This is a genomic window from Cytobacillus solani, assembly GCF_006704205.1.
Classification (GTDB): Bacteria; Bacillota; Bacilli; order Bacillales; family Cytobacillaceae; genus Cytobacillus; species Cytobacillus solani.
In genome coordinates this window covers 2,131,523-2,147,961 of the sequence record NZ_CP041305.1, presented here as the reverse complement: position 1 = coordinate 2,147,961, position 16,439 = coordinate 2,131,523, and the positions used below count along the sequence as shown (strand labels likewise).

12 protein-coding genes are annotated in these 16,439 nt (G+C 41.6%); 2 read left to right on the top strand and 10 right to left on the bottom strand.

Translation table 11 applies throughout. From position 1 onward, the window contains the following. Positions 1 to 93: 93 nt before the first annotated feature. The 5 genes from FI644_RS10995 to FI644_RS10975 form a co-directional block, all read right to left on the bottom strand. Positions 94 to 1,233 (bottom strand): acyl-CoA dehydrogenase, encoded by a 1,140-nt coding sequence (locus FI644_RS10995; RefSeq protein ID WP_053478516.1) that lies wholly within the window; start codon positions 1,231 to 1,233, stop codon positions 94 to 96. A 33-nt stretch (positions 1,234 to 1,266) separates the two neighbouring features. Beyond that, positions 1,267 to 2,397 (bottom strand): acyl-CoA dehydrogenase, encoded by a 1,131-nt coding sequence (locus FI644_RS10990; RefSeq protein WP_142108305.1) that lies wholly within the window; start codon positions 2,395 to 2,397, stop codon positions 1,267 to 1,269. 233 nt (positions 2,398 to 2,630) lie between these two features. Beyond that, on the bottom strand, positions 2,631 to 3,482 hold the full coding sequence (locus tag FI644_RS10985) for a 3-hydroxybutyryl-CoA dehydrogenase (protein WP_053478514.1): 852 nt from the start codon (positions 3,480 to 3,482) through the stop codon (positions 2,631 to 2,633). Between the two features lie 110 nt (positions 3,483 to 3,592). Continuing rightward, positions 3,593 to 4,780, bottom strand: coding sequence for an acetyl-CoA C-acetyltransferase (locus FI644_RS10980; protein ID WP_142108304.1), 1,188 nt, complete (start codon positions 4,778 to 4,780; stop codon positions 3,593 to 3,595). Between the two features lie 293 nt (positions 4,781 to 5,073). Then, on the bottom strand, positions 5,074 to 7,185 hold the full coding sequence (locus tag FI644_RS10975; protein ID WP_053478512.1) for a (Fe-S)-binding protein: 2,112 nt from the start codon (positions 7,183 to 7,185) through the stop codon (positions 5,074 to 5,076). A 217-nt stretch (positions 7,186 to 7,402) separates the two neighbouring features. Here FI644_RS10975 and cls point away from each other — a divergent pair, with 217 nt between their 5' ends. After that, positions 7,403 to 8,587: a cardiolipin synthase gene (gene cls, locus FI644_RS10970; RefSeq protein WP_379999727.1), complete on the top strand. Its 1,185-nt coding sequence runs from the start codon at positions 7,403 to 7,405 to the stop codon at positions 8,585 to 8,587. Between the two features lie 45 nt (positions 8,588 to 8,632). Here cls and argS read toward each other — a convergent pair whose 3' ends face one another. The 4 genes from argS to speE all read right to left on the bottom strand — a co-directional run bounded on the left by argS (position 8,633) and on the right by speE (position 13,129). Further along, positions 8,633 to 10,303: an arginine--tRNA ligase gene (gene argS, locus FI644_RS10965; protein ID WP_053478510.1), complete on the bottom strand. Its 1,671-nt coding sequence runs from the start codon at positions 10,301 to 10,303 to the stop codon at positions 8,633 to 8,635. After that, a complete protein-coding gene (locus tag FI644_RS10960) occupies positions 10,300 to 10,716 on the bottom strand; it encodes a YwiB family protein (RefSeq protein WP_231690177.1) in 417 nt (138 codons plus the stop codon). Before FI644_RS10960 ends, argS begins: the two co-directional genes overlap by 4 nt. A 542-nt stretch (positions 10,717 to 11,258) precedes the next feature. Beyond that, positions 11,259 to 12,131 (bottom strand): agmatinase, encoded by an 873-nt coding sequence (gene speB / locus FI644_RS10955; protein ID WP_053478508.1) that lies wholly within the window; start codon positions 12,129 to 12,131, stop codon positions 11,259 to 11,261. A 170-nt stretch (positions 12,132 to 12,301) separates the two neighbouring features. Further along, the gene (gene speE / locus FI644_RS10950) at positions 12,302 to 13,129 is read right to left on the bottom strand and encodes a spermidine synthase (protein WP_053478507.1); all 828 of its coding nucleotides are present in this window, start codon (positions 13,127 to 13,129) and stop codon (positions 12,302 to 12,304) included. Positions 13,130 to 13,534: 405 nt separating this feature from the next. Between speE and FI644_RS10945 the strand changes: the two genes are divergently transcribed. Continuing rightward, positions 13,535 to 15,595 carry a transglycosylase domain-containing protein gene (locus tag FI644_RS10945; RefSeq protein WP_053478506.1) on the top strand — a complete coding sequence of 687 codons (2,061 nt, stop codon included), beginning with the start codon at positions 13,535 to 13,537 and terminating at the stop codon, positions 15,593 to 15,595. Between the two features lie 250 nt (positions 15,596 to 15,845). Here the strand turns inward: FI644_RS10945 and FI644_RS10940 are convergent, their stop codons facing one another. Next, positions 15,846 to 16,358 (bottom strand): YwhD family protein, encoded by a 513-nt coding sequence (locus tag FI644_RS10940; protein WP_053478505.1) that lies wholly within the window; start codon positions 16,356 to 16,358, stop codon positions 15,846 to 15,848. Positions 16,359 to 16,439 lie beyond the last annotated feature (81 nt).

Genomic DNA, 16,439 nt, shown 5'->3' with positions numbered 1-16,439 from the left:
GTATGCCTTTAGGGCAAGTTTTCAGCAGGTTTAGCAGACTAAGACGATCTAGATCTTCGAGGAAACCCCGCTTTTAAACTCTATATGCAAGCCTTATTTCGTCAGCATGCGAGAAATAACGAGACGCTGAATTTCTTGTGTTCCTTCATAAATCTGAGTGATTTTTGCATCTCGCATAAAGCGCTCAACTGGATAATCCTTTGTATAGCCATAGCCGCCGAAAATTTGCACGGCATCTGTCGTTACCTTCATTGCCGTATCTCCTGCAAGCAACTTAGACATGGCTGACTCTTTTCCATACGGCAAGCCTTCAGATTCAAGCCATGCTGCTTGATAGGTTAATAGCCTTGAAGCTTCCACACTTGTAGCCATATCTGCCAGCTTAAAACCAATGCCTTGCTGAGCTGCAATCGGCTTTCCGAATTGCACGCGCTCCTTTGCATATTCAATCGAAGCATCTAGAGCACCTTGCGCAATTCCGACTGCCTGAGCTGCAATTCCGTTGCGTCCGCCATCAAGCGTCATCATTGCAATTTTGAAGCCTTCTCCTACTTCACCTAGCACATTTTCAACTGGTACCTTGCAGTTATCAAAAATGATTTCTGTTGTTGGTGAAGAACGAATGCCTAGCTTTTTCTCCTTTTTGCCGACTGAGAATCCTTCGAAGTCTGATTCAATAATGAATGCTGTTGTTCCCTTATGCTTTGAAGACGGATCTGTTAGCGCAAATACAACGTAAATATCAGCAATTCCGCCATTTGTAATAAAAATTTTCGAGCCATTTAAAATATAGTGATCCCCTTCAAGACGAGCAGTCGTTTTCATACCGCCTGCATCTGAACCGCTCCCAGGCTCTGTTAAGCCGTAGCCGCCAATTTTCTCTCCTTGGGCCATCGGTTTTAAGTATTTTTGCTTTTGCTCTTCACTGCCGAACTTATAAATTGGCCAGCCTGCAAGAGAAGTATGTGCAGATAATGTCACGCCTGTTGAGGCACAGACTCTTGAAAGCTCTTCAACAGCAATACAATACGCTAAATAATCACTGCCAATGCCTCCGTACTCTTCAGGCCATGGAATCCCTGTTAAACCAAGCTCAGCCATTTTATCGAAAATCTCACGGTCAAAACGCTCTTCCTCATCACGCTCAGCTGCTGTTGGAGCTACTTCATTTTTCGCAAAATCACGTACCATTTTTCGGATCATTTCATGTTCTTCAGTTAATTGAAAGTTCATCTCACTTATCCTCCATTAATGATGGTATTTGTTTTACAGCTGTTTGCTAATAACAATTCGTTGAATTTCGCTTGTTCCCTCATAAATTTCAGTAATTTTTGCATCACGGAAATAACGTTCAACTGGGTAATCCTCTGTATAGCCGTAGCCGCCAAATACCTGAATGGCATCTGTCGTTACTTCCACCGCTGTTCTTGAGGCATAAAGCTTGGCCATTGACGCTTCTTTCCCGCATTTGACCCCTCTTTGGCGAAGGTCTGCCGCACGGTAGATTAATAGCTTCGCAGCTTCCACCGCAGTCGCCATATCTGCCAGCTTAAACCCAATACCTTGCTGAGCAGCAATTGGCTTGCCAAATTGAACACGTTCCTTCGCGTACCCTGTTGCAGCCTCGAGTGCTGCCTCTGCGATTCCAAGCGCCTGTGCGGCAATTCCGATGCGGCCGACGTCAAGGTTAGCCATCGCAATTTTAAATCCTTGCCCTTCTTCACCAAGAAGGTTTTCTGCTGGAACACGCATATCTTCAAAGCTTAACTGCAGCGTTCTTGATCCATGCAGTCCCATTTTATGTTCATCTTTCCCGATCACAAGACCAGGCGTGTCTTTTTCAACGATGAACGCTGAAATTCCCTTGCTGCCAAGCTCAGGATTGGTTGAAGCGAAAACGATATAAATATCTGCTTCCCCGCCGTTTGTAATAAATACTTTGGAACCATTGATGATATAATGTTCGCCATCTTTACGCGCTTTTGATTTTAAGCCTCCTGCGTCCGACCCTGCACTCGGCTCAGTTAAACAGAACGCGCCAAGATATTCACCTGATGCCAGCTTTGGCACGTACTTTTGCTTTTGTTCTTCTGTTCCAAAATAAACGATTGGGTTCGTCCCAACAGATGTATGAACAGATAAAATCACGCCTACAGTCGCACTTACTTTTGAAAGCTCATGAATCGCAATGATATACGAAGTAAAATCCATTTCAGATCCGCCGTATTGCTCAGGAATCGGAATCCCCATCAATCCTAGCTCTCCCATTTTACGCAGAATCTCACGCGGGAACTCTCCCTGCTCCATTTTTTCAACAAATGGCGCAATTTCTGTTTGTGCAAAGTCACGCACCATTTTTCTCATCATTTCCTGCTCTTCAGTAAATCTTAGGTTCATTTCTTTCCCCTCCGGACTTCATTCTTCGGTGTTTATAGAAAAGCGCAAGCGCCTTGGTCATCGCTGTACAAACTGGAAGGGCCCCGACTGAGATAAAGGAAAACACGGTTTGCGGTAGCGGACCGATGTTGACTTATCGTAGGGAGGAGACCTGAAGTTTGATAGGCGATAGTCCGCTTGCGCTAGACAACTCTCTGTCTCAAAGTTATACTTTCTTACCCTTCTTAAAACCTCTATTCGTATTCGTAAAAGCCTCTGCCTGTTTTCTTTCCAAGCCAGCCTGCTTTGACATACTTCCTTAACAGCGGGCATGGACGGTATTTATCATCGCCGAAGCCTTCATGAAGGGTTTCCATAATATACAGGCAAGTATCGAGTCCGATGAAGTCAGCCAGAGTTAATGGCCCCATTGGATGATTCATGCCGAGCTTCATGACCTCATCAATGGCTTCCTTCGTTGCAACTCCTTCATATAAGGTGAAAATAGCTTCATTAATCATTGGCATTAACACTCTGTTAGAGACAAACCCTGGGAAGTCGTTGACTTCTACAGGAACCTTTTTTAAAGTCTTTGTGATATCTTCGATTGTTTGATAGACTTCATCAGCAGTAGCCAATCCACGGATGATTTCAACAAGCTTCATCACCGGAACTGGGTTCATAAAATGCATGCCGATCACTTGTTCAGGACGTTTTGTCGCTGCTGCAATTTCTGTAATGGGCAAGGAAGAGGTATTGCTTGCTAAAATCGCATGTGCTGGGGCAATTTCATCCAGCTGACCGAAAATCTTCGTTTTGATTTCCATATTTTCAACTGCTGCCTCAATGATCAGGTCAACATCTTTTGCATCCGTTAATTCAGTTGAAGGTGTAAGATGATTCAAAATCTCTTCCATTTGCTGAGCTGTGATCCGCTCTTTCTCTACTTGTCGATTGAGGTTCTTCTTAATGACACTCAGTCCGCGGTCTACAAATTCCTGTTTCAGATCATTTAATAAAACACTGTATCCTGCTTGGGCACATACTTGTGCAATCCCTGATCCCATTTGGCCAGCACCGATTACCATGATTTTTTGTACGTTCATTTTCTCTGCTCCCCCAATTTATTCGTTGAATAGTGTATTTTAAATTTAAGCAATATACATAGATTTCAGATAATAGAAACTAAATTTTTTTCAAGAGGTTAGGATACGACCTAGTGTTTTGGTACTTCAATCATAATCGCATCGCCTTGGCCGCCGCCGCTGCAGATAGCCGCAATGCCTACCCCGCCGCCGCGTCTTTTCAATTCATGCATTAATGTTAGAATGATTCGCGCCCCGCTCGCACCAATTGGATGACCAAGGGCAACCGCACCGCCATTCACGTTGACTTTGCTTTCATCTAAGTTTGCAATTTTTCCGCTCGTTAATGCCACGGCTGCAAATGCCTCATTGATTTCGAATAAATCGATATCTTCAACAGATTTTCCAGTTTTCCGAAGAAGCTCATTAATCACTAGCCCTGGTGTTTTCGGAAAATCCTTTGCTTCTACTGCAATGGCCGCATGCCCTAGAATAACCGCTTCCGGCTTTCTTCCTTCACGCTCCGCACGTTCCTCACTCATCAATACGAGTGCTGCTGCCCCATCATTCACACCTGGTGCATTCCCCGCTGTGATTGTTCCGCCTTGACCAAAGGCTGAACGAAGCTTAGCTAACTTTTCAAGAGAGGTATCCTTTCGAGGTGACTCATCCTCTGCTATAATAATCGGTTCGCCCTTTCGTTGCGGAACCTCAACAGGAACGATCTCCTCTGCTAGTTTTCCAGACTCCATCGCTGCAACAGTCCGTTCATGGCTCCTTAATGCCCAGCGATCCTGCTCTTCCCTGCTAATTTCAAGCTCCTCTGCTACCTCATTGCCAAACGTACCCATGTGGACACCGGTAAAGCTGCAGCTTAGGCCATCATGTGTCATCAGGTCCTTAACTTGTGCATCTCCCATTCGCAACCCCCAGCGAGCATTCGGCAAGAAATACGGCGCATTGCTCATCGATTCCATTCCGCCTGCAACAATGACCTCTTCATCCCCTAAGCGAATAATTTGGTCACCGAGTGTCACACTGCGCATACCTGAGGCACAGACTTTATTTACTGTTTCCGTCTTCACTTCCCATGGCAATCCAGCTTTTCGTGCTGCCTGCCGCGATGGGATTTGACCTTGCCCCCCTTGGAGAACAGTACCCAGAATCACTTCGCCAACTTCTTCAGGCTTCACACCCGCGCGATTTAAGGCCTCTTTTACTGCAATGCCGCCAAGATCAGATGCTGAAAAGCTGCTTAATCCGCCTGCAAATTTTCCAAAAGGCGTTCTTGCCCCGCCTACTATTACGGTCTTCCCCATTCGAATCGCTCCTTTAATTCAATTGTTAAAAAGTATTAAAATATTGAGATGAAAAAGTAATTGTCTTTGAAGTTGTTCATAGCTGAAGTTTCAATTAGTGGACTAGTTAAATGACTGAACGCTCGCTCGAAACAGATATAAAAAAATTTACATATTCCATTTCAAGAATTGTAAGCGCTTTATCTTATTATTCTATTTTACTTTAAAAATAGCAGAAATTGAAACACTTTACCCAAAATTCATAAAATTATATTTATGAATGATGCTGTGTTTCAATTTCTCTTGATTATTTATTAGGATACGAGTGTTTGCTGTTCGCCAATGACGGATTTCTCTAGAATTTCAGCTACGTCGTACGTACCTACTTTTTCTTCTACTTCCTTCGCCTTTGTCCCATCAGAAAGCATCGTTAAGCAATATGGACAGCCAGAGCTGATGATACCTGGATTAACCGCCAATGCTTGCTCTGTCCGTGAGACATTAATGCGATGACCAGTTTCTTCCTCCATCCACATTAAGCCGCCCCCTGCTCCACAGCACATCGCTGTTTCACGGCTTCTCTCCATCTCTACAAGCTTGACGCCTGGAATCGCTTTTAGGATCTCACGAGGCGGATCATACACTTCGTTATAGCGTCCTAAGTAACAGGAGTCATGGAAGGTAATCGTTTCGTTTACGGCATACTGCGGCTTCAGTCTGCCCTTTTTAACAAGATCGTAAAGAATTTCTGTATGATGGTACACTTCAGCTTCTAATCCGAAATCAGGATATTCATTTTTGAAAATATTGTATGCATGCGGATCGATTGTAACGATCTTCTTCACTTCATTTTTCTCAAACTCTTCGATATTTTTCGTTGCAAGCTCCTGGAATAAAAATTCATTTCCAAGACGCCTTGGTGTATCACCAGAGTTCTTTTCTTTATTTCCTAAAATCGCAAACTTAACGCCTGCTTCATTCATTAATTTTGCAAAGGAAAGGGCAATTTTTTGGCTGCGGTTATCAAATGAGCCCATTGCGCCAACCCAGAAGAGGTATTCGAATTCTTCTCCGGATTTTTTCAATTCCTTCACTGTTGGTACATATACATCCTCGCGTGCTTCTCTCCAGTTTTCTTTTTCCTTGCGGTTAAGTCCCCAAGGATTGCCCTGGCGTTCAATATTTGTCATGGCGCGCTGTGCATCTGCATCCATTTTTCCTTCTGTTAAAACTAGATAACGGCGAAGGTCAATAATTTTATCCACATGTTCATTCATTACTGGACATTGGTCTTCACAGTTTCGGCAAGTTGTACATGCCCAGATTTCTTCTTCCGTAATCACATCGCCAATTAAGCTTGGGCTGTAGGCAAGTCCTGCTGCAGCCTCTTGCGCTCCTTTACCTGACGCTGCTAATGCAAGCTGATTGCCTGTTGTATTTGAAAATGCAAATGTCGGCACCCACGGCTGTTTAGATGTAACAGCCGCCCCGTGGTTTGTTAAATGATCGCGAAGCTTAAGAATTAGGTCCATCGGTGATAGCATCTTGCCTGTGCCTGTTGCTGGACACATATTTGTACAGCGTCCGCACTCCACACATGCATAGAAGTCAATCATTTGCAGCTGGTTGAAATCTTCAATTTTTCCAACACCAAACGATTCCTGTGATTCATCTTCAAAGTCAATCTTTGTTAATTTTCCTGGATTTTCTAAACGGTTAAAGTACACATTTGCTGGTCCAGCAATTAAGTGAGCATGCTTGCCCTGTGGAACGTATACTAGGAATGCAAGCAGGAATAGCAAGTGAATCCACCAAGAGATGTAGAAAACGACGACAGAGGCTGTTTCTCCCATCCAGGAGAATGCTCCGGCGATTAAAGATGCAACTGGCTCTGTCCATACACCTTCATGTCCATGCCAGATCATACCCATGCCGTTTCCAAGTAGAACGGATAGCATTAACCCACCGATAAAAATTAAAACAAGACCTGATTTAAAGCCTCTTTTCAATCGGACAAGCTTTTCAATATATCGGCGATAGAACGCCCAAACAACCGCTACTAAAATCGTTAACGTGACAATTTCCTGAAAAAAGGTAAAGGCTGGATATAATGGCCCAAGCGGCAAATGAGCTCCTGGCTTGATCCCTTTAATGATAAAATCAATCGCACCGAATTGAACAAGAATAAAGCCGTAGAAAAACATAACATGGATCGCTCCACTTTTCTTATCCTTCATAAGCTTTTTCTGCCCAAAGACATTCACCCAGATTTTTCCGAGCCGCTCTTTCACATTATTATCGAAGTCAACCTTCTTACCGAGCTTGATATACGCCATTCTTGTCTTAATCACATAGACAAACAAGCTAATAGCGTAAGCGGTTACAAGGAGAAATGCGATTAAGTTAATCCATAATAACCCATTCATATATAAAGCGCTCCTTTCTTGGATTCCTAATATACATATTAGTCGAAAATTTTTAATACAATTAAATTTTCAGATATTATTACTTGTATCTATTATATAATGAATGAGCATTCAGTCAACCAGTTTTTGCTTTTTCTACAAAAATAATTATAGAATGCATGGACATGGAGATAATAATTGGTAACATATATCTGGGGAGCACGCAGCAATGACGATCATATTGACAGTAGCAGCTATTTTACTAATAATTGCTCTTTGGCTTTCACTTGATTTCACCCTCGGGAGAAAAAAACAGTTACAAGGCTTAAAACGAGTAGACTCCCCTTTTCGAGTAAGCAATATCGATATTTTCACTCAGGGGCAAGAGCTATTTGCCGACTATTTTTCCGAGCTAAAAAAGGCAACACATCATATCCACATCCTCTTTTACATTGTAAAGGACGACAAAATCAGTAAAGAATTTCTAAGCATATTAAAGAAAAAGGCGGATGAAGGAGTAGAAGTCCGTTTGCTTCTTGATCGAATGGGGAGCTTCCCGATTAAGAAAAAAACAATTGAATCACTAAAAAGGCATGGGATTCATTTTTCCTTTGCCCATACACCTAAGCTGCCCTACCTTTTCTATACATTCCAAGCTAGAAATCACCGAAAGATCACGATTATTGATGGGAAAATTGGATATATTGGCGGATTCAATATTGGCAAGGAGTATATTAATTTAGATCCAAAATTAAGCCCTTGGCGCGACTATCATTTAAAAATGGCCGGTGAAGGTGCTGCTGATCTGCAGAAGGAATTTTTGGTCGACTGGCATAAAGAGACGAACACAAATCTATTAGCAAATAACGCTTATTTTCCTGCATTGCATACTGGAAAGATTCAGCATCAGATTATTCCGTCAAAAGGTGCCTTTTTGGAAGACACCTTTTCTTCTTTAATTAATAGAGCAAAAACAAAAATTTTCATTGGTACACCCTATTTTATTCCTAGTGAAAGATTATTTAATGACTTAATCGCAGCGCAGGAAAGGGGAATTGCATTAACCATCCTTGTTCCAAAAATTTCAGATCATATCCTTGTAAAAGAGGCTTCCTATCCATCTTTAAGGAAACTTCTTGAAAATGGCGCTGCCGTTTATGAATTTCAAACTGGCTTTTATCATGCCAAAACAATCATTATCGATGATGAGGTTTGCGATATTGGCACAGCAAACTTCGATAGGCGCAGCCTTTTTATCAACTATGAAATTAACTGTTATATTTATGATCAGCCTTTCATAAAAAAAGTACAGGCTGTCATTAAAAAAGATATTCAGGATTCCAGACAATTATCCCTAACAGAATTAAATCGGAGGCGCAATATCAAAGAATGGGCAGCCAGGCTTTTTGCACCACTCTTATAATTGAAAATCGCAAAAAAGCTGACTCCCGCGAGTCAGCTTTTTCGATTACATTTTTTCCGGAGCAGACACACCGATTAAAGCAAGAGCATTTTTCAAAGACGTTTGAACTGCCTTAATTAGTGCTAAGCGTGCTTTTGTTCGTTCAGGATGATCTGCATCTAATACTTTTTCAGCATTATAGAAGCTGTGGAAAGTAGATGCTAGTTCAAAAATATAGTTTGTAATTCTGTGCGGCAACCGCTTCGCAGCTGCTTCTCCAACTGCTTGCGGGAATTCGCCTAATTTTTTCAGGACATCCATTTCCTTCTCAGAAGAAATAAGAGAGAAATCAGCCTGTCTGTCGACAGTCATTCCTTGTTCTTCTCCTTGGCGTAAAATGCTTGAAATACGCGCATGTGCATACTGCGCATAATATACAGGGTTTTCATTAGATTGAGAAACAGCTAAGTCTAAATCAAAGTCCATGTGCGTATCTGCGCTTCTCATTGCAAAGAAATAACGAGTTGCATCAAGTCCTACCTCTTCAACAAGATCACGCATTGTTACAGCTTTCCCTGTGCGTTTGCTCATCTTCATTTTTTCGCCGTTTTTATATAAATGAACGAGCTGGATAATTTCTACCTCTAATGCCTCACGATTATAGCCAAGTGCCTCGATCGCTGCCTTCATACGAGGGATATAGCCGTGATGGTCTGCACCCCAAATATTAATCAGCTGTTCAAATCCGCGCTCAAGCTTATCCTTATGGTAAGCAATATCTGGTGTTAAATAAGTGTAAGAGCCGTCATTTTTAATAAGAACACGGTCTTTATCATCGCCAAAAGTAGTTGAACGGAACCATGTCGCTCCACCATCTTCAAAAATATGGCCATTATCCTTCAATGCTGCTAATGCCTTATCAATTTTCCCATTTTCATAAAGAGACGTTTCAGAATACCAGACATCAAATGGGACACGGAAATCTTCAAGATCAGCCTTTAGCTTGGCCATTTCAACCTTTAACCCGTATGCACGGAAAAAGTCAAAGCGCTCCTTTTCGTCTGCATGAACATACTTATCGCCATATTCCTCGGCAAGCTTTTTGCCGATGCCAATAATATCTTCCCCATGGTATCCATCTGCCGGCATTTCTTTTTCCATGCCAAGTGCTTGGAAATAACGAGCTTCAACAGACCATGCCAGATTATTAATCTGGTTGCCCGCGTCATTAATATAATATTCGCGAGAAACGTCATAGCCGGCCTTTGCTAAGATGTTGCATAAAGAGTCGCCAACTGCCGCTCCGCGAGCATGTCCAAGATGAAGGTCACCGGTAGGGTTTGCAGACACAAACTCCACTTGAACCTTTTGCTTGCCGCCGATATTTGTTTCCCCATATCGATCCCCTGCTTCAAGAATCGTTGGAATTAAATTTGTTAAGTAGCTATTATCCATGTGAAAATTAATAAACCCCGGTCCAGCCATTTCAATTTTTTTAATGGACGCTTTGGAAGCATCAAAATTCTCGATTAATGCTTCTGCTATTTGTCTAGGCGCCTTTTTTGCAACACGTGCCAGCTGCATGGCCATATTTGTTGAATAATCCCCATGTGATTTATCCTTCGGCACTTCTAGGATAACGTCCGGAATTTGTTCTTCAGCTGCTAAATTCGCTTTTAGAACAGCATCTTTGATTTCTTGTTTTAATTTATTCTGCATTTGCTCAACACTATTCATTTTTCTTCCTCCTTTTGAAATGTTATGACTAAATGATATGTACCTGAATGTGCACCTTGTATGCTCATTTCATATAAAAGATCAATTGATCCAATGTCTGTCTGTTCATCAAACTGATGGTCAAGCCTTTTTGTTAAAGTAGCCGTTTCAAATACCCCATACGGCGTATCATAGCTGCCTCTTAGCTTTTTATTCATTTGAAAAGGAAGCCTCATTTTCACTGCACCACTTCGCAAAATTAGACCATCCTGATCTGAAATTTTAATAATAGTCTTTACGGTGCCTTCTTCCATTTCCTCATTATATTGCAGAAAACGGGCATTTTCCTTTTTGTAGTATTGTCCAAAAGCTGTAAGTTCAAAAGTATCCTTACTGCTCCCATCACGTATATCCGTTTTTACCTTAATTTTCACAGGCACTTGCTCCACTGGTTGGCTACACATCCTTTTCATTTCATTATAGTAGAAAACGATAACAGGTGCTAGTTGAATAAGAAAAGCGCAAGCGCCTTGGTTATCGCCGTACAAACCGGAAGGGCCGCGACCGAGATAAAGGAGACACAATAAGCAGAGCGAATTGATGTCGACTTATCGTCGGGAGGGGACCTGAAGTTTGATAGGCGATAGGCGCTTGCGCTAGACAATCCGAAATGCGGAGGCGGCTTGCCCAGGGGCGACAAGCATAAGACGAATCGGCAGGAAGACTGCTCTTTAGCCTTCTTGACGAGTTGGCTTATGACCTCGAGCCCCTAGCAGCCGTAGCTAGACAATTCTCTAACTCCAAAGCTATACTTTCTTATTTCACGGAAAAAAACGGAGACAGCGGGTCTCCGTTTTTGTTTTAACATTGTTGCTAAATAACACATAGTTGGCAAAAGTTGATTTCCGCTCTAATCAACCAATTTTTTCAATTACACAACTAGTTTTATACAACAATCTTTTAGAAAAGTGCTTTATTATTTAACCCAGCCAAGGATCATTTCGCGGATTAGCTTGCTTGCTGTATTTGCCGTTTGTTCTGACGGGTCATAGATTGGGGCAACTTCTACAAGATCTGCTCCTACTACATTAATTTCCGAACGGGCAATTTCATGGATGGAGGCTAGCAGCTCTTTAGATGTAATGCCTCCTGCATCAACTGTTCCCGTACCTGGTGCATGCGCAGGATCGAGTACATCAATGTCGATCGTGACATACACAGGTCGTCCGGATAATTTTGGCAGCACTTCTTTTAGAGGCTCAAGCACTTCAAACTTTGAAATGTGCATGCCCACTTCTTTTGCCCATTGGAACTCTTCCTTCATACCAGAGCGGATGCCGAATGAATAAACATTCTGAGGTCCAATTAATTCAGCCACCTTGCGAATAGGTGTTGAATGAGATAATGGCTCCCCTTCATAATTCTCACGCAAATCTGTGTGTGCATCCATATGGATAATCGCAAGATCTGGATATTTTTTATACATCGCTTTCATTACAGGCCAAGAGACTAGATGCTCGCCGCCCATCCCTAATGGAAACTTATTTTCTGCTAAAAGCTTATCAATAAATTCCTCGATTAAGTCCAGACTTCTTTGCGGGTTTCCGAACGGAAGCGGAATATCGCCTGCATCAAAGTATTTTACTTCTTCTAATTCACGATCTAAATAAGCACTGTACTCTTCAAGACCAATGGATACTTCGCGTATACGTGCAGGGCCAAAGCGGGAGCCCGGACGATAGCTGACCGTCCAATCCATTGGCATTCCATATAAAACAGCTTCACTTTCTTCGTAATTCGGATGGCTTTTTATAAAAACATTGCCTGAGTATGCTTCATCAAAACGCATAACTGTCATCCCTCGTTCGTATGTATTTGGAGCATGAAGCTCCTTTCAAGTCTAATTTGCAAAAAAATGAATTTATTTGCGAAAGATCCACTTTTATTTGCGAAATTAACCTTATTTTTGCAAAATCTCAATTTTAATTGTGAAATTACAATTATTATTGCAAATCTAGGTTACTTCACTAAATCTTGTACAAATTTCGGCAAAACAAATGCGGCTTTATGAAGTTCCTTCGTATAATACTTTGTTTCAATCTCATGGAAGCGTTCTTCACTAACTGCTAATGGATCATATTTTTTTGAACCAATTGTGAAAGCCCACATGCCACTTGGATAAGTAGGAATATTTGCCACATATAGATTTGTGATTGGAAAGATTTCCTTTACATCTTTTTGGACATTGCGGATTAAGTCAGCCTTAAACCAAGGGTTGTCTGATTGAGCAACAAAGATGCCATCTTCCTTTAGCGCTTTAGAGATTCCTGCGTAGAATCCTTTTGTAAACAAGTTAACAGCAGGACCCACTGGCTCAGTTGAGTCAACCATAATGACATCGTATTCATTTTCACTTTCAGCAATATGCATGAAGCCGTCTCCAACTTGGACATCTACACGCGGATCATCCAGCATGCCAGCAATTTCCGGCAAAAATTTCTTAGAATACTCGATTACTTTTCCATCGATATCAACGAGCGTTGCCTTTTTCACGCTAGGATGCTTAAGCACCTCACGAATAACACCGCCATCTCCTCCGCCTACTACAAGGACGTTTTCAGGATTTGGGTGTGTAAACAATGGCACATGCGCCACCATTTCATGGTAAACAAATTCATCCTTTACAGAAGTCATAACCATGCCATCAAGCAAAAGCATATTTCCCCATTCTTCTGTTTCAACCATTTCAAGCATTTGAAAATCTGTTTGCTCTGTATGTAAAGTCTGCTTAATTTTCATTGTAATTCCGAAATTCTCTGTTTGTTTCTCAGTAAACCATAGTCCCATTTTAGAATCATCCCTTCCATCAAAAAAATGACGTGTATTTAATGTAAAAAGAATAAGGCGAGCGCAAGCAGCAGACTATCGCCTATCAACTTCAGGTTTCCACCCTGCAAGAAGTCAACATCGATGCGCCCGCGCTCACCATGTTTCCTTTATCTCAGTTGGTGCCCCCACATTTTGTATAGCAATGATCAATGCCTTGCACTTTTCTTATAATTCCCAAACGCCATAATTACAAACATGAGAAAAAGTATAGATGAATCTAGCGAAAATGCAAGAAAAAGTTACATGTATTTGATAAAAATGTTTAAAATCCCACTGTTTCTTCAATACTAGATAAATAGATGTGATTTTTAGGTTATTTTACCGTAATTCTTTAGGTTAGCCCAGAAAGGGGGAGGCACCGAAATGGAGATAATGACAAACCAGCGATTTAGAAAAGCAGGTAAATATTTTCGAGCAATCTTCATTATTAGCTTAATTGGACTCGCATTAACCGTGCTTATTGGTGCAGGTATATTGCTCTACGCAAAAATACTGGGTCCCCCGCCACTTGCTGTTCCGCAGTCAACTTTATTTTATTCCGATGACGGAACTGTGATCGGAGAGAGCCATAATGGCCAAAAGCGTTATTGGGTTGAACTTGACCAAATCAGCCCGCATTTAATCGACGCTACCATCTCTATAGAGGATCGCAAATTTTATTCCCATCATGGGTTTGATTATAAACGGATTGTCGGTGCTTTAATTGCAGATATCAAAGCAATGGCCAAGGTTCAAGGCGCGAGCACCATTAGTCAGCAATATGCCCGTAATTTATTCCTGGCACATGAAAAAACATGGAAGCGAAAAATGCTCGAGGCCTTTTATACGATTCGTCTTGAAATGAATTATACGAAGAAGGAAATTTTAGAAGGCTATTTAAATACGATTTATTATGGACATGGCGCTTATGGAGCTGAAGCAGCAAGCCAATACTACTTTGGAAAAAAAGCTGGTGAGTTAACTCTCGGAGAGGCAGCAATGCTTGCTGGTATACCAAAAGGGGCAGGCATTTACTCCCCGTTCAACTCAATGGAAAATGCCAAGAGCCGCCAAAAGCTTATTTTACAAACAATGGTTGAGAACAAACTCATTCACAAAACTGAAGTAGATGAGGCTTTAAATGAACAGCTCACTTTCGTTGGAAAGCATCTCCACACAAAAACAAAGACAGCACCTTATTTTCAGGATACGGTTCGGCATATATTAAGAACAGAGCTGAATTTAGATGATCGGGTCATTGAGCTTGGCGGATTAAAAGTATACACAACCATTGATTTAAAACAACAGGAAATTGCTGAACAAACGGTTAAGAGATTGATCTCTAAGGAATCAGAGATCCAAACAGGACTCGTTGCGATGGATCCTAAAAACGGCTATGTCAAAGCGATGGTTGGTGGAAGAAGTTATGAAGAGAGCCCCTTTAACCGGGCTGTACAGGCGGTTCGCCAGCCTGGATCCACCATAAAACCGCTTCTATATTATGCGGCGCTTGAAAAGGGTTTTACCCCTTCCACTGTCATGCGCAGTGAGCAGACAACCTTTCGTTTTGATGATGGGAGACCTGACTACTCACCAAAGAACTTTAATAGCCAGTATGCAGACGGTGATATTACAATGGCTCAGGCACTGGCTCTATCCGATAATATTTTTGCTGTGAAAACACATTTATTTTTAGGCGAAAACACACTTGTCGATACAGCAAAAAAATTCGGACTTACAACAAAGATGGCTGACGTCCCATCATTAGCCCTAGGGACATCCGGAGTAAGAGTCATTGAAATGGCAAGTGCCTATAGCATCCTGGCAAACGGTGGAAAAAAGGTTTCACCTGTTATGATTACACGAGTTGAAGATCATCGCGGAAAAGTGATTTATGAGAATGACAAGCAGTCCATTCCGATTTTAAAGCCTGAATCTGCCTTTGTAATGACACAAATGATGACAGGGATTTTTGATCGGAAACTAAATGGCTACACTAGTGTGACAGGGAGTACAATCATAAATGATATTTCACGCACATATGCTGGGAAATCTGGAACAACAGACACGGATAGCTGGATGATTGGCTTTTCCCCTCAGCTCGTCTCTGCTGTTTGGACTGGATATGATAAAGGAAAGGCGATTACACTTTCTGCAGATAAATCCTACGCGAAGAATATTTGGGCCCGCTTCATGGAGGATGCTCATAAAGGAAAGCCTTCCAAAAGCTTTAAGCAGCCGAAAGGGACAGTAGGAGTTTATGTGAATCCTGCGAATGGAAAGCTTGCAACAGACGATTGCCCAATCAAGCGATTTACGTACTATGTCAGCGGCACCGAACCAACCGAATATTGTACAGACCATTTGCCTTACTCAGAGGAAAAACCTAGCAAAAAGGAAAAAGTGGCCAAAAAACCTTGGTATAAAAAATTATTTGACTGGTAACAGTATCGTGCAATATTTGTCTTTATGGAGTGGACATATAAATTTAAGAGAAATTATTCAAGAATAATTTCTCCGCAAATATAAGTGAAAAAACTCGGAGGAATTCCCCCGAGTTTTTTCGTGTCCTAGTTTTTATAAAGTGTCTACACACTGTTTATAAGTTTACTTATTTTATTGGATTTGGGCAAGTAGTTAAAAATTTAAGTCAGTAAACTGTCACAATTTCGTCAAAATTCATGCGCTATTTCGATTAATTTGCTTGCAAATCGTCTTTGAGCTGTTGTATAGAGCGATCCCACATCCCAAGATTATGATTCTGCAAAAACTCAGTAAGAATTGCCTTTGATTTAGCATCCATATGATCAACGATAATATGTTTTTTAATGGATTTATCCATCCGATTAACATGCTCTGGCAAGGACTTGTATCCTCTGCGGATTCCCCTGTCTACTGTCATCTCGCAAGCTGTTACACCCGCATAGTACGGGCCATCTTCCTTGCGGTCAATCGTCACCCAAACAAGCCAATAAGGTTTTCCATTCGGAACCTCTTCTTTGCTTTTTAAGAATTTTATCCCCTTTTCCACAGGGCTGCGGGCATGCATCGCCCCAACCTCTATCGATGCTTCTCCAGCATCCACATCAATAATGACGGGAGATACATTGTCTAGGCTTAATGAGCCTGAACCAAATCCTCCATGCCCCTCTGTCGGATCATTTTTGATAATATTAAACCCAATATCTTTCTTTTTTTTCTCTTCCAAAGGTATTCCTCCTTACATAAAGTGAAACTCAATCAGTGGGGTTTTCCTTCATCCCCCGCTGATTGTTAGTTGAACCAATCG

Excerpts from the sequence above, each read along its gene's own strand:
- FI644_RS10995 (WP_053478516.1), bottom strand. The coding sequence starts at position 1,233 with ATGAACTTTCAATTAACTGAAGAACATGAAATGATCCGAAAAATGGTA.
- FI644_RS10975 (WP_053478512.1), bottom strand. The coding sequence starts at position 7,185 with ATGAATGGGTTATTATGGATTAACTTAATCGCATTTCTCCTTGTAACC.
- argS (WP_053478510.1), bottom strand. The coding sequence starts at position 10,303 with ATGAATAGTGTTGAGCAAATGCAGAATAAATTAAAACAAGAAATCAAA.
- speB (WP_053478508.1), bottom strand. The coding sequence starts at position 12,131 with ATGCGTTTTGATGAAGCATACTCAGGCAATGTTTTTATAAAAAGCCAT.
- FI644_RS10980 (WP_142108304.1), bottom strand. The coding sequence starts at position 4,780 with ATGGGGAAGACCGTAATAGTAGGCGGGGCAAGAACGCCTTTTGGAAAA.
- speE (WP_053478507.1), bottom strand. The coding sequence starts at position 13,129 with ATGGGACTATGGTTTACTGAGAAACAAACAGAGAATTTCGGAATTACA.
- FI644_RS10945 (WP_053478506.1), top strand. The coding sequence starts at position 13,535 with ATGGAGATAATGACAAACCAGCGATTTAGAAAAGCAGGTAAATATTTT.
- FI644_RS10990 (WP_142108305.1), bottom strand. The coding sequence starts at position 2,397 with ATGAACCTAAGATTTACTGAAGAGCAGGAAATGATGAGAAAAATGGTG.
- FI644_RS10985 (WP_053478514.1), bottom strand. The coding sequence starts at position 3,482 with ATGAACGTACAAAAAATCATGGTAATCGGTGCTGGCCAAATGGGATCA.